At 50.3% G+C, this 12,508-nt stretch carries 15 protein-coding genes and 1 riboswitch; of the genes, 3 read left to right on the top strand and 12 right to left on the bottom strand.

The genetic code is table 11. The features are described 5' to 3' along the window. Window positions 1-67: 67 nt before the first annotated feature. Window positions 68-164: riboswitch (TPP riboswitch) on the top strand. Window positions 165-234: 70 nt separating this feature from the next. Further along, on the top strand, window positions 235-480 hold the full coding sequence (locus tag KK062_RS08160; protein WP_254083782.1) for a hypothetical protein: 246 nt from the start codon (window positions 235-237) through the stop codon (window positions 478-480). Between the two features lies 1 nt (window position 481). Here KK062_RS08160 and KK062_RS08155 read toward each other — a convergent pair whose 3' ends face one another. From KK062_RS08155 to KK062_RS08140, 4 genes are all read right to left on the bottom strand, one after another. Next, complete coding sequence (locus tag KK062_RS08155) at window positions 482-2,824, bottom strand: GAF domain-containing protein (protein ID WP_254083781.1); 2,343 nt, start codon at window positions 2,822-2,824, stop codon at window positions 482-484. A gap of 85 nt (window positions 2,825-2,909) precedes the next feature. Then, window positions 2,910-3,506, bottom strand: a complete 597-nt coding sequence (locus KK062_RS08150; protein ID WP_254083780.1) for a chemotaxis protein CheB — start codon at window positions 3,504-3,506, stop codon at window positions 2,910-2,912. A 3-nt stretch (window positions 3,507-3,509) separates the two neighbouring features. Then, the gene (locus tag KK062_RS08145; protein ID WP_254083779.1) at window positions 3,510-4,409 is read right to left on the bottom strand and encodes a magnesium transporter CorA family protein; all 900 of its coding nucleotides are present in this window, start codon (window positions 4,407-4,409) and stop codon (window positions 3,510-3,512) included. A 53-nt stretch (window positions 4,410-4,462) separates the two neighbouring features. After that, window positions 4,463-4,708, bottom strand: a complete 246-nt coding sequence (locus tag KK062_RS08140) for a hypothetical protein (RefSeq protein WP_254083778.1) — start codon at window positions 4,706-4,708, stop codon at window positions 4,463-4,465. A gap of 243 nt (window positions 4,709-4,951) precedes the next feature. Between KK062_RS08140 and KK062_RS08135 the strand changes: the two genes are divergently transcribed. Beyond that, window positions 4,952-5,377: a response regulator gene (locus KK062_RS08135; RefSeq protein ID WP_254083777.1), complete on the top strand. Its 426-nt coding sequence runs from the start codon at window positions 4,952-4,954 to the stop codon at window positions 5,375-5,377. A gap of 7 nt (window positions 5,378-5,384) precedes the next feature. Here the strand turns inward: KK062_RS08135 and KK062_RS08130 are convergent, their stop codons facing one another. From KK062_RS08130 to KK062_RS08115, 4 genes are all read right to left on the bottom strand, one after another. After that, the gene (locus KK062_RS08130) at window positions 5,385-7,067 is read right to left on the bottom strand and encodes an ATP-binding protein (protein ID WP_254083776.1); all 1,683 of its coding nucleotides are present in this window, start codon (window positions 7,065-7,067) and stop codon (window positions 5,385-5,387) included. A gap of 83 nt (window positions 7,068-7,150) precedes the next feature. After that, on the bottom strand, window positions 7,151-7,588 hold the full coding sequence (locus tag KK062_RS08125) for a response regulator (RefSeq protein ID WP_254083775.1): 438 nt from the start codon (window positions 7,586-7,588) through the stop codon (window positions 7,151-7,153). 68 nt (window positions 7,589-7,656) lie between these two features. Next, the gene (locus KK062_RS08120) at window positions 7,657-8,043 is read right to left on the bottom strand and encodes a response regulator (RefSeq protein WP_254083774.1); all 387 of its coding nucleotides are present in this window, start codon (window positions 8,041-8,043) and stop codon (window positions 7,657-7,659) included. Between the two features lie 105 nt (window positions 8,044-8,148). After that, window positions 8,149-8,568, bottom strand: a complete 420-nt coding sequence (locus KK062_RS08115; protein WP_254083773.1) for a response regulator — start codon at window positions 8,566-8,568, stop codon at window positions 8,149-8,151. A 139-nt stretch (window positions 8,569-8,707) separates the two neighbouring features. On the opposite strand from KK062_RS08115, the gene KK062_RS08110 reads away from it, so the two are divergent. Continuing rightward, complete coding sequence (locus KK062_RS08110) at window positions 8,708-9,142, top strand: response regulator (protein WP_254083772.1); 435 nt, start codon at window positions 8,708-8,710, stop codon at window positions 9,140-9,142. Here KK062_RS08110 and KK062_RS08105 read toward each other — a convergent pair. The 4 genes from KK062_RS08105 to KK062_RS08090 all read right to left on the bottom strand — a co-directional run bounded on the left by KK062_RS08105 (window position 9,139) and on the right by KK062_RS08090 (window position 12,370). After that, entirely contained in the window at window positions 9,139-9,576 is a 438-nt protein-coding gene (locus KK062_RS08105; RefSeq protein ID WP_254083771.1) for a response regulator, read from the bottom strand. The genes KK062_RS08110 and KK062_RS08105 overlap by 4 nt on opposite strands. Window positions 9,577-9,824: 248 nt before the next feature. Then, window positions 9,825-10,685: a helix-turn-helix domain-containing protein gene (locus KK062_RS08100; protein WP_254083770.1), complete on the bottom strand. Its 861-nt coding sequence runs from the start codon at window positions 10,683-10,685 to the stop codon at window positions 9,825-9,827. Window positions 10,686-10,692: 7 nt separating this feature from the next. Continuing rightward, window positions 10,693-11,727, bottom strand: coding sequence for a PAS domain-containing protein (locus KK062_RS08095; RefSeq protein ID WP_254083769.1), 1,035 nt, complete (start codon window positions 11,725-11,727; stop codon window positions 10,693-10,695). A 502-nt stretch (window positions 11,728-12,229) separates the two neighbouring features. Continuing rightward, a complete protein-coding gene (locus KK062_RS08090; RefSeq protein ID WP_254083768.1) occupies window positions 12,230-12,370 on the bottom strand; it encodes a hypothetical protein in 141 nt (46 codons plus the stop codon). Window positions 12,371-12,508: the final 138 nt, after the last annotated feature.

Below are 12,508 nucleotides of genomic sequence, written 5' to 3'. Positions count from 1 at the left end.
CTTTGCCGGACGAGCGAAATGACGCAGGAAACGGGGATGGCACAGTATTTATACTACAGGAAGTAGTTAGTCTTGACAGGAGTGGTACAGAACCCTGTATCTGAGAACAGATCCTGAAACTTGATCCGGATAATGCCGGCGAAAGGAGACGAGATTAACGTAAGAAGAGGCTGCTTTACAACATAAAGCAGCCTCTTTCCTTACTAATTGTTCGATTTTAAACTTCCGATGGCTATGAAACCGATCAGCATTTCTGAAAGTGACAAAATCACCTTTCGTGATTTTAATGAAGGCAATTCTGTACAAGTACGTGTCTCTGTACCCGAGAGCGAGGTAAAAACTTATGCAAAAGGAACTTCTGTCAAAATTGTATACGAGGGACAGGAGGCTGCAGCACGCATTGTGTCCGAGCCGCTTGTTGTTAGCGGCACTACCGGACCGGGGGAGCGACTACTTTCATTGATTGTGGAGAAGGCTTAGCTTACTGCACACCAACGCGAAGGGCCACCAACCCATGTATACCTTGCAGCTCTTCAAGTTCCAACTCCTCCAGATCATTCTTTAACAATCCCTCCTGCTGCAGTTCCTGGATGTAATGCTTAAAGCGCTCGGTCACGAATTTGTTGCGATAAAAAACAACGGCAATCTTGCCCGGTTGTGTTAATCGTTGCCGTGTATCTTTGACATTTGCTTTGTCGATTCGCTTTTTGATGATCTGATAACGAATGTTATAGGTACCCTCCACATCAAAGCGGCGTTCGTCGTTGCGGAAGCTGATGTCGATCGTGGCGGGGTGGACAAAGATCAGCTGCGTGGTTTGCAAGGGTACTTCCATGCGGGGCATGAGTCGGCGCGTGATGCGGGATATGGACGCCATGAACCGAAGCTGTCGCTGTTGAAAAGTGTCGACGTGAGCCAGCTCAAAGGGAATGGTTGGTGCGATAGACTGGCCTATGTAAACGTCGTACTCTACGCCGTCGGTCCGGAACTTCTCAAAGTAGTTCGGATATAGTTTACTTAAATCGCGGCGGAATAATTCCAGGTGCTCGCTGATCGCGGTGTTAATGCGTTGCATCGACCCCTCCAGCATACGTCGGTGCTGGAATACGGCGCCCGTCTGTTCATTATTGGCATCCAGGAATGTTTTGATCAACGCTTGCAGGCCAGGCTGCTCGTCGTGCAGGATGCGTAGTGATGGTAACGCTTCCTCTTCGATAAAATTCTTCAGCGCCGTCTCGTCGACGTGGATGGATTGATCCTCCACCCGGCCACGCCAGATATTCGATTTGAGAATCAGCTCGTCTATACCGGGCAGGCCGATCTGTGTATCGATTTCGTCCAGGGTATGTAGTAAAAGCTTCACTTGAAAAATCAGGTCGGCGCGCAATGCAATGTTGCGTTCGATGGTCGAGTTACGAATATCGATTGCTCCGTAAAGCGGGTATACATCTTCGAAGGATACGGTAGGAATGGTATGGCGACGGGCTCCAAAGAACGTGTCTTTACGATATTGCCACACCGCCTCGCGGAATTTCCACTCGACGGACGGTTGTAGCGGCGTAAAGACATCTTTAATGGTGTGATCCATGTACGCGTTAAAATCGAGAATGCTCTTTTGCAACAGCTGCGCCAGCAGGGGAAGCACGTTTTCAAGCTGATTCAGATTTGCTTCTTGCAGCACGCCGGCACGGTCGCTGTACGCTTCCAGTATACCTACCAGGGTGTTGTTGTGAAAGACCGGGATCAACGCCAGCGACTGCATGCCCGTATGTTGAAAAAGCTGGTCGAACCACGAGATGTTTTCTTTTGCATCCGTGGCATGAAACACCAACGACTTGGGCTTGGCGCGGTAGCCGTTCATGTAGTCCAGGAAAACCGACTGGGGAATGGACAGTTTACTGGCCGTGTTCGCCAGAATACTAAAAGGGTCGTTTTCATATGACGACAGCAGGTGACCATTGAGCTCCACCATGGGCAGCATACCAAACTGGATGGCGCTGTTGCCGACCAGCGACTTGAGCAACGTCAACACCTGGCGATAGATGACCCCCGTCTCGGCGGGGTCATGCTCCAACATGGTGTTACGGATGTTTTCCAGTATCTTCTCCGTGGTAACATCCTCTACCGTCAGGATGGCAAACCCCTCGAAGTGAAAGGCGTCCATGGGCAGCTTTTCCTGCAGGTATCCGGTTAGTGCGCAGTCCAGGGCGTTCGCCAGTTTGCCGGTGTCGAGGTTGGGTAGCGGCTGTAATTGTTGTACTTCTACATACCGCATGTCCGACCGTACGGCCAGGTACTTCAGCAGGCCGGTGTCTTCGTCTATATAAGAATATGTCAGGTCTTCGTGCGGGAGGATCGGCAGGTTAAACACCTTGCGCAGGATAAACGAGTAGACAAATTCATAGTGCCACTTGTCAATCGTCTCGTCTTCCGAAAATTTCAGCGAGTCGGGTATCCGGGCGCGTACACGTTTGTCGATCAGATTGTAAAACGCGTCGGTGCCGTAAAAGATAGCCGGCCACAGTGGTGCCCCCAGCCCCCACAGTCTGGCTTCGGTTTCGTTGGCGGTTGGCTCAACAGCAGCGTGGATCAGGTCAAACAGTGCGTTATAGTCGGCCACACGATCGAGATCAATCGGTTGCAGCCACGCGGGATGTGCCTCGAACTGCTGAATGAAGATCTCCAGCTGCTGTTTACGTATACCTCTTTCCGAGGCATGTTGATGCCGGAGGTGTGAATAAAAGTTCCGGAAGGAAAGCGTAGTCTTACCGGCTAGGGTATATTTCGTCAGGCGCTGGTTAACCAGCTGTAGATCAGAGCGCATGCGGGCACGTTTCGTATTAAAAGGGCTGTGTGCGTTACCACAACCGAACGCATGCGTTTTTTGTTCTGTTTCCTGTCAGTAAAATTTAGGCGCCCGTATGAGTCTGGTGGCCGACCTGAAGCATCGCGGCCAGGCGTTGTCCCAGTTCCCGTGGCGGCAGCACAAGGTCGGGGTGGTCCGTCCGGATAGTAGCCTTGGGCATGGAGTCAAACTGTGCCGACGCCGGCTCTTGCACCAATACCTCACCACCATGCCGGTAGAGCATGAGCGAACCCTCCGCGCCGTCTGTGCCCATACCCGAGAGAACGACGCCGATGGCATGCTCGCGCTGGTCCTCGGCCAGCGATGTAAAAAAGACGTTGATGGCCTGGTTCCACACATAATCCTCCGGTCGGGGTGTGAGGTATAATGTACCTTGTCTTATCTCTAATAGCACGTCTTCTGGCATGACATATACATGACCGGCTTCCGGAACGACAATGCCATGAATCCGCTCCACCGGCATCACCACATATTTCTCCATGATCTCCGGCAACATGCTGTGGTGGTCGCGCAGCAAATGCGTGACCACTATAAAAGCCGCAGACAGTCCCGGCGGTATGTCGTGGAAAAATTCTTTCAGCGCGCTGTGGCCGCCCGCAGAGGATCCTATTCCTATGATATAGTGGGGTGCGTTTTTCATACGTTATAACCAGCCCTTTCGTTTAAACCATATATAGATTACCAGGGTTACGACGACCATGGCCAGCAGCACAGCCGGGTAGCCTAGCCACCAGGTTAGCTCGGGCATATGCTGAAAGTTCATGCCATAAATGCCCACGATAAACGTAAGCGGCATAAAGAAGGCAGAGAACAATGTCAGCACACGCATCACTTCGCCCGCCCGCTGCGAATTCAGGGAAATGTAGATGTTCAATAAACTCGTCAGACTGTCCTGTATATGCGCGCTCATGGTCTGCAGGCGCACGAACGAGTCCTTCAGGTCGTTCAGCTCGGGTGTAGGCAGCTGCTTCTGCAAGTTGTCAAGAATGACGCGTGTCAGGTCTAATACCCTGGAGATTACCGAGGCGCGACGTTTGAGATAATAGAAGCTTTTTAGCATGCTCTTTCGGTGCTCTTGCAAAAAAACTTGCGGCTCGAAATTGTCAATATCCTCAATGACTTTGCTCAGCGGCATCTCATACGTAGCCAGCACATATTCGATAATGCGTTGCAAAATTTCATAGGGCGAGCTGCACTGACCGGTGTCGACATAGCTGTCTTTTATACGCGCCAAAAAGTCGTAGTCGGCACGGTGTATGGTGATAATCACTTCAGGCTTGATGAAGACTGCGATCTTGTCCGTCACCTCCTGAATGGAGTCGGCGCGTTTGTCGATATTGTCGGCATAAGCGCGCAGGATGACAAACTGCACGGAGTCGGTTTGCTCGTATTTGGGCAAGTGTGCCGGTTGCAGCGAGTCCTCCACCAGGGTACGGTGTAATCCATACTTTGTGGCGATCTCCTGCAAATCTTTTTTTTCCGGCTGCGCCAGATCGATCCAGGTAAAGTCTGTGCCGTGGTTTTCTTTTAAGATGGTCGTCACCTTTTTACCAAAACGGCGTCAAAAAATTATGCCACCCGCCGGAGTACAAGGGGTTACCTGCCATCTCCCGGCAACTCGATCTTGTCCAGGTATTTGTTTACATCGCCGGCCTCGGCCAGGGCAATCTTGTCGACTTCGTTGGTGGCGTCGTCTAAATAAACCTCAATAAAATCTTTACCAACGGCATACAGGTTTACTTTGAAGGTTCCATGCGCCATGGTCTCGAGGTATATGCCATTTTCCCAGACCCACTTGGCTTTATCGTTTAGCGGGAGGTTTTCAAATTCCAGCCTTGTCATGCGATATCGTATTAGGATTTCTGCAAATATACAGGTAATTCCGTAAGCTCATATCTTTGACGGCGTTCTGCACGGAAGCAAACCTGCACCTTAGGTGTCGCCGCTACAGTTACTAATGAGCCGTTCACTGCAAATAGGTGCCTCCCGTCCCAGGAAACATATGTTTTTATATGGATCTCCATTTTTGTCTGTGTGCAAATGTGTATCTTGATTAGTACCACACCAACCAGCGACCGAGGGAAGATGTCTAAAAGCAAACGTTTAGTGTACATCGACGACGACGAGGATGACATCCTTGTTTTGGCCGAAGTACTGTTACAAATAAATGATGAGATTGAATGTATTTCTGCGGTCAACGCGCAGGATGGCCTGGATCTGTTAGAACAAAGTGATCCACCACATTATATATTTCTCGACATCAATATGCCGCGCATCAGCGGCAAACAATGCCTGCAGCACATACGGGCCAACACACGGTATGACCATGTGCCGGTGGTGATGCTGTCTACGTCTACGTCGGATGCCGACATCAAAGAATGTATGGCGTTGGGCGCTACTGCTTTTCTGGTAAAGCCCAGCGACTTACCGACGTTTAGTGAGAAGTTGCGGGCGCTGTTTGAAAGCATTCACCATCAGGCGATGCAGCGGGGGACACCGCGAAAACAGTAAGCAAAATTCACACGGGCAGGTGTATTGTAAACGTAGCCCCGTGTCCAGGCTCGCCGGCGGCAGTGATGAAGCCGTGGTGATTGTCCACGATCTTCTTGCAAATGGCTAAGCCGATGCCGGTGCCCTCGTATTCGTGCTTGCCGTGCAGGCGTTGAAATACCTGGAAAATGCGCTCGCTGTATTGCGGCTCGAAGCCAATACCATTGTCGGTGATGGTGATGCGGTGATACACTCCTTCGCCAGCCAGCGGATCGATCGCTTTTCCTGGCACCGTGTCCGCAGTGATGACAATGCGCGGCGGCACGCCCGGCTTTATATACTTCAACGCATTGGATAAGATGTTGGAGAGCAGCTGTTCGAATTGATAGGGTATGACTTTTAACATCGGCAATGCGTCTGCTTCGATCGTTGCGCCTACGGTCTCGATGCGCTCGCTAAGCTGCTCTTGCACTTTCGTCAGTAACGCGCCAAGCCCCAGAACTTCAACGTGTTGTTCGGTGGCGTTCATGCGCGAGTAGGAAAGTACGTCGGCAATGAGCTGCTGCATTTGCATCGACGCTTGCTGCATGCGTCGGAAGTAATCCTTACCGCGGTCGGTCAGCGCGGTCTCGGTGGCCTGTATGCGGGTGGCAAAGGTCTGGATCTTGCGCAAAGGCTCTTGCAAATCGTGGCTGGCCACAAAAGCAAATTGAGCGAGCTCTTCATTTGATTTCTGCAATGCGTTGTTTGACTTCTCCAGCTCGGCGGTGCGTTCCTTTACCTTGATCTCCAACGCCTCTGTAAAAGTCTTCTGTTGTGTGATGTCAATCGCCGTGCCGTACATCCGCAGCGGCTTGCTGTCGGCATCATGTACGATTTTGCCGTGTACCCGCACCCAGTGAACGGAGCTGTCGGGCCAGACAATACGCGCCTCATATGACAGGCCACCCGTGGCAAACGATGTACGAATGGCTTTCTCGCGAATGTGCAGGTCGCCGGGATGCAGCGCAGCGATCAACTGCTGGTGCGTAACAACATCCTTTGCCGAAAAGCCAAATATTTCCACCAGACGAGGCGAGCTATAAAATTCCTGGTTTTCCAGATCCCAGTCGAAGGTGCCCATATCGCTGGCTTCTACAGCAAGCCGCAAGCGCTGCTCGGCGGCCTGGATCTGCATAAGCGAGTGCTGGAACTTATGCTCGTTTGCCGTGGCTATCTGCCGCGCGCGCAACGTCTGCACGGTCTCCTCGCTGATTCGCTCGTCGAGATCGTGCAGAATCTTACGCAATTGCTGCAGCTCTTCGTACGAGATGGTGAGTCGTTCCGATGCACCCGCCAGGTCGGATCCTGTCTGCCCGGGGCCAATCTTATTTTCGACAACCGACAGCAGCAGCATGAGGTTGGCAGCCATGATCTCCACCGAGGTAAAACCGGCACGCGCCTCTTCCACGTGTCCGAGATGATAGAGATCGATCAGCTGAGCCGCGGCCAGGTGTATGTCGCGGTGAACTTTTTCCAGCTCGACCACTTCCGGTATATAACCGTAGGCGGCCAGTGCCAGCCCATAGATCCACTCACCCAGCGCACAGGCAGTATGTGACGATACGTGTTGCTGGTCTGTCTGGCCGTGATATAAGATTGAACGAAGCTGCGTTTTAAATAATATATGCTTCGTTCTGGCCTGTGCAAAGTCCAGCGTAGAGAGATCCATGGTCACCAAATTTGAAGTATCAAGATAACGATATATCCGTACACGTGCGACACGGCTGGCCGCGTCTTTTGCGTGTGCCGTGCTTAAAAATGAAGCACGTATTTTTCTTTGCTGGGTTGCATCGTTTGCAAGCTCCAATCAATGGCTATTATTTGTTGAATAGCCGATTTCAGTTTCTCGAACGATCGCGGTTTGTGAATGTAAAAGCTGGCACCCTGGCGGTACGTACGATCAATGGTGCTGTCTTCATTCGAGGTAGAAAAGATGACGACGGGTATATCACGAAATTTTTCGATCTGCTTCATTTCCATGAGGCATTCGAAACCGTTTTTACGAGGCATGTTTATATCCAGGAAAATTACGGAGGGTGGCGGCGGGACGGTCTCCTCCAGCTTCTCCATCAAGTCAACACCATCTGTTGCCATGATGAGGCTCGTCTCCATAGAGAGCTCACGAAGGGCATCTTCAAACAACAGGCGGTCGTCATCATCGTCATCCGCCAGAAAAAACCTCTGCGCCATACATACACGTTGTGGCGTTAAAGATAACGATTTCAGTGAAACACACAACTCCGGGAATTCCCGGACGACTACCCCATTTCTAACGCCAGCCGCAGACTCTGCTCTTGCAACGGCTTGGTCAGATAATAATCCGCTCCCAGCTCCTTTGCCCGTTGACGATCGCCCGGATCGTCGGAAGAGGAAACGATAAAGATCTTTACATGTTCTTTGCCCGGTATACGCAACCGACGGAACGCTTCCAGAAAACCGAATCCATCCATGACGGGCATGTTGAGGTCAAGCAGGATCACGTCGGGCAAGGCCTTTGCTCCCTGGTAGTAATCATTAAAAAGCTTGAGCGCTTCTGCTCCGTTTACGGCCATGTGAATGTCGCTGGCAAGGCCCATGCGCTGCAGCGTCTTGGAGCTTAGAAAATTAAAAATGCTGTCGTCATCAACTAATAATACACGCTTCATAGCATTCCTTTCTTTATTCTTTAATAATGATTTTTCCGAAAATGCCCTGCCAGTACTGCAACGGTTGCGCTGGCCTCCTGTAAATCTACGGTCCGGTATTCAACGTTATCGCACGGCATTGGGATGTTTACACTTGGCCCAATACCGGAAAATGAGACTCATTGTTTCCTCCAACTCCCGGAACGAAGGTTCTTTTAGAAAAAAGCCCTGGGAGGACAAGTGATATGCTTCCATCACAGTAGCCGGTGCCACGGCAGTCGAAAAGAAAACAAATGGAATACTCTTGTTGCGGAGATAGTCGTCGCGCTGAATTTCACGTTTTAGCTCCAGCCCATTCATGATGGGCATGTTCAAATCGCAAATAATGATAAAAGGCTTATCTGTGGTAACACGTAAATACTCCAGGGCCTCCTTACCATTCTCGAAGTGCTCCAGCTCTCGTTTTTGGCCTATTTTCTCCAGGACCTCCGCCAAAAGGTCGCGGTCGTCGGTATCGTCGTCTACTAATACAATGGGGTCTCTCATGAACAAGGATATTTTTTGCCCTGCCTGCATCCAGCATATCGTATGCTGAACCTACTTATTTTTTTGATAAAATAATACCCCCTACCCCTGGTCTTGAATTGCGTTTTTTGTGTGTACATTTATCCCCGAGTTGAAACAGATGGGAAAGCATCTTTTATTAGCAGATGACGACGATGACGACAGAATGCTTTTCCAGGAGGCGCTACGGGAAGTAAGCCGGGACACACGGCTAACGATGGCCATTGACGGCGAGCAGCTCATGGAGGTCCTCGATGGACTGTTGCCCGAGCGGCCTACGGTGCTGTTCCTGGATCTCAACATGCCCCGTAAGAATGGCTTTGCCTGTCTGGAAGAGCTGCGCCAACGAGCGCCGTTTAAAGACATGCCGATTGTCGTGTTGTCTACGTCTGACGATGTCGCCACAATCGACATGTTACACCGCTCGGGCGCAAGTCACTATATATCGAAACCACCCTCTTTTGAGGTGCTTAAATCAGCCGTAGAATATTTCTGCCGCGTCGACTGGAGTGCTGCCCATCCTTCGTCACGCGAGACATTCGTGCTGACATTCTAGTATTGCAATAAAAATTCTTCTTTGGAAGGTTGCGTTGCCCGCAACTGTAAGTCCAGACTCAGCACATCGTGAATAGCCTGCTTTAGCTTTTCAAAGCTATTGGGCTTGCAGATGTAGTAATTCGCGCCCTGGCTATACGACTCCTCAATAATTCTTTCCTCGTTCGAGGTAGAGATGATCACGACAGGTATATCCTGTAGCAATGTCCGCTCGCGCATTTCACGCAAACATTGAAACCCATTTTTGCGAGGCATGTTGATGTCTAAGAAGACCAGGCTGGGCAACGACGGCAGCCGCTGCTGTAACTTTTGCATCAGCTCTTCACCGTCGATAGCCAGTATCAGGTCTACGCCGGTATATACTTCATTCAGCGCATCTTCAAACAACATACGGTCGTCTATGTCGTCGTCTGCCAAAAACAAACTCTTGTTCATGCTCTGTTGGTTTTGGTGAGTGCCCTTGAAATGAAACCAATGTGCACTACAGAAAGTTCCGCGCATCCGTGCTGTTTTGTATAACGATTTTACGAATTGGCAGAGTAATAACCAATAATAGCAACGCCAAAAAATAAGGTAATGCTATGTTGTCGCGAACGCCTGCACATTCACCGCAAGATTATGCCTACGCATCACAGGCCTCAGGCATTCACCGAATGTGGTGAAACAAAAAATAATAACTTACGTTATCCCGCCTGTTTGACAACTCCACTGGGCTGGCGTCTGAATTCCGCCGGTGCGATACCCGTTGTTTTAACAAACAACCTGTTAAAATAAGCGGGATCTTCATAGCCCAGATTGTATGATATTTCTTTTACCGTCATATCGGTATACAACAGCAGGCGTTTCGCTTCCAGCATGATCCGATCTTTAATAATATCATTCGGTGTCTCTGACCGGTAACGGTTCAGCCGTTTACTCAACGCTTTGGGTGTGATGTTGAGCAGGTCGGCATAATCGGCTACACCATGGCGTTTCCGAAAGTGACTTTCCACCAGTTGACTGAATTGACGAAGAAATTCCGCCTCGGGCTGATCGTCCTGCTGTGCATAGCCTGCATTTTCTTTCCAGAGCCGGGTCGATTTAATGATGACCTTCTTGACGAGAATTCGCAGCATCTCTTCTACTGCCGTGTCGTCGCGTTGCATCTCCTCTGCGATCTCTTCGAGAATCGCCTCCATGGTGCGCGCATGTTCTTTGGTGAGCGTCACCGCAGAGGTGCCGTAGACGTTGTTATATAAAATTCCATCGCACGATACTTCTTTCTCGTGTATCTGTATGCAGTAGAAGTCGCGATTAAAGTATATCACATATCCCTTAAAACGATTATTGTCTTCCACTTCAAAAAACTGATTGGAGCCTATAAAAAATAACGCGTCCTGCCGCAGGGTATGTTTCTGAAAATCGACACGCAACGCAGAACCCGCGCGCAAGAATAAAATCCGATTGTAGCTTTTGTCGGTCAGGGCCACTTCCGGCAAGGTTGTGGCGGCATCAAATTTTACAATACCGATCTTCTTGTGTGTAAACTGCTTGAATAGGCTCATCCCAGGATTAGTTATGGAACTGCTGGTGATAAATAAAATCACCCAGCTCGCGGCTGTACTTGTCCAGGTCATCAACACACCGCTTTAAGGCATGGCGCACCAGGTCCCACTGGTCGGTGTCGATGGCGTCCATCCGCAGCAGCTCCAACAAGCCTTGCATGGTGCTGATGGGACTGCGGACACGGTGCGACGTCATGAAGGCGATGCGTTCCAGCGCCTCGATGTAGTCTGTTTTTTGCAGCTCTGCATGCTTAAGGTCCGTCACGTTCCGGCCGATGCTCATGAACTCGTACAAGGTTCCAAAGGAATCAAATATTCCGCGCACGTACAAGAGTATCCATTGCTTTTCATGCCGGGCATTCTCCAGCTCGAATACTTTCGATATCTCGGGGTTATCGGGTGTCAGCAGAAATGCCTGCCGGATGAAGGAGAGCGGCACCCCTTTGAGCGTAAACTCGTATATATTGGTCCCTATAATTTCGACGAAACTTTTACCGGTAAAATCCTGGTACTGCGAATTGACATAGATGCGATCACCGTGCGCATTAAACAGCGCGATCAGGTCTGATTGATTTTCGATCAGAGCACGGTAGCGGGCTTCGCTATACCGCAGATCGGTTAACGCGGCTTGCTTTTCCTGAAGGGCTACTTTGGTATCGGTAATGTCGTTGATCAGGAAGAGGTATAGCGTGTGGGCAGGCCCCTGGCCGGCGTGTACGGGCAGCAAGTGTGTTTGAAGCCAGACGCGATCGCCGACCGGCGTGTCGTACCGTATCTCACCCGACCACTGCACGCCAGTGGATACGATCGGAAAAAGTGTTTGAAATATGGAGGTATTCAGCAGACCGTCGAGGTTGGCCAGTGGCGTGCCGATCAGGTCCTGTTCTGTGCGGGCGAATGTCTCACGAAACTGGGCGCTTACCCAGGCAATACGGAAGTCTTTATCCAATACGGCGAAACGAACGTTCGCCGCCGTGGCGTTTACGCTGGCATTCAGGAATGCCTGCTCGTCTTTTACCAAGTTCTCAAGGGTAGGTATCATTTTAATGTGTTATTTGTCAGCCAGGCACCGAACAAGCACTGCGGAGGCCTCATTACCAACCCTTCCTCGATCAACACCCTGGCCTTCCAGGTATAGGAGGCCCCGCAGAAACTTATACTGTATATATTGAAGTATATTGCTTGCTGGCAGTATACTGTGTGTGAGACTATTACAACAGACATATACGTGGCAACAATTCCTCGGTTAAGAATTATCTATAAAATATTACCGTCATCGTTACCAGTGTTTCCTTGCTGTTAACACGTCTTTCGAACGATTATTACAGCGGCGGCGCCAGAAACGATGCGGACACGCCGGCCACATGCAACACAGGGCAATTTTCTTTCGCTTCCTCGCTGCTTTCAGATTTGCTCTTCAGCAATGCCGGATACCCCGTGCTTTTAACACGACGTGCAATTGCGTCATGGCGCCACTCCCAAAATAATGACGCAATCGGTAGCAAGCTTTCGGGTAACCCACCTCGCCTGGCACCGGGCTCACATTATGATAACGCAGCCGGCGTAGCGTCTTTGCCAGGCACCCCTCCATTGACACCTACTTTTTCTATCACGTCCGTACTGGCGTGTACCGCCAGTACGCCGCGTGAGACGAAGGCACCGTCTTGTACTTTTTGCCCTGGCATGAAATTTATACCGGAAAAAAAACACGCTATGCAACAGCCCGATGTTAGAACACATTAAGGCCTCTAAATTATTTTGATTACGATTTTGATCCGTACCGTTTACAATTCTATATTCACATAACCGTTAGCCACGATGAA

Source organism: Dawidia cretensis (assembly GCF_018598175.1).
Classification (GTDB): Bacteria; Bacteroidota; Bacteroidia; order Cytophagales; family Cyclobacteriaceae; genus Ohtaekwangia; species Ohtaekwangia cretensis.
Note: the sequence above shows the minus strand (reverse complement) of the source record. Positions and strands in the feature narration are given on the sequence as shown.

What these genes read in the sequence shown, in the direction of transcription:
- KK062_RS08160 (WP_254083782.1), top strand. Translation starts at nt 235, where the DNA reads ATGAAACCGATCAGCATTTCTGAAAGTGACAAAATCACCTTTCGTGAT.
- KK062_RS08155 (WP_254083781.1), bottom strand. Translation starts at nt 2,824, where the DNA reads ATGCGCTCTGATCTACAGCTGGTTAACCAGCGCCTGACGAAATATACC.
- KK062_RS08150 (WP_254083780.1), bottom strand. Translation starts at nt 3,506, where the DNA reads ATGAAAAACGCACCCCACTATATCATAGGAATAGGATCCTCTGCGGGC.
- KK062_RS08140 (WP_254083778.1), bottom strand. Translation starts at nt 4,708, where the DNA reads ATGACAAGGCTGGAATTTGAAAACCTCCCGCTAAACGATAAAGCCAAG.
- KK062_RS08135 (WP_254083777.1), top strand. Translation starts at nt 4,952, where the DNA reads ATGTCTAAAAGCAAACGTTTAGTGTACATCGACGACGACGAGGATGAC.
- KK062_RS08130 (WP_254083776.1), bottom strand. Translation starts at nt 7,067, where the DNA reads ATGGATCTCTCTACGCTGGACTTTGCACAGGCCAGAACGAAGCATATA.
- KK062_RS08125 (WP_254083775.1), bottom strand. Translation starts at nt 7,588, where the DNA reads ATGGCGCAGAGGTTTTTTCTGGCGGATGACGATGATGACGACCGCCTG.
- KK062_RS08120 (WP_254083774.1), bottom strand. Translation starts at nt 8,043, where the DNA reads ATGAAGCGTGTATTATTAGTTGATGACGACAGCATTTTTAATTTTCTA.
- KK062_RS08115 (WP_254083773.1), bottom strand. Translation starts at nt 8,568, where the DNA reads ATGAGAGACCCCATTGTATTAGTAGACGACGATACCGACGACCGCGAC.
- KK062_RS08110 (WP_254083772.1), top strand. Translation starts at nt 8,708, where the DNA reads ATGGGAAAGCATCTTTTATTAGCAGATGACGACGATGACGACAGAATG.
- KK062_RS08105 (WP_254083771.1), bottom strand. Translation starts at nt 9,576, where the DNA reads ATGAACAAGAGTTTGTTTTTGGCAGACGACGACATAGACGACCGTATG.
- KK062_RS08100 (WP_254083770.1), bottom strand. Translation starts at nt 10,685, where the DNA reads ATGAGCCTATTCAAGCAGTTTACACACAAGAAGATCGGTATTGTAAAA.
- KK062_RS08095 (WP_254083769.1), bottom strand. Translation starts at nt 11,727, where the DNA reads ATGATACCTACCCTTGAGAACTTGGTAAAAGACGAGCAGGCATTCCTG.
- KK062_RS08090 (WP_254083768.1), bottom strand. Translation starts at nt 12,370, where the DNA reads ATGCCAGGGCAAAAAGTACAAGACGGTGCCTTCGTCTCACGCGGCGTA.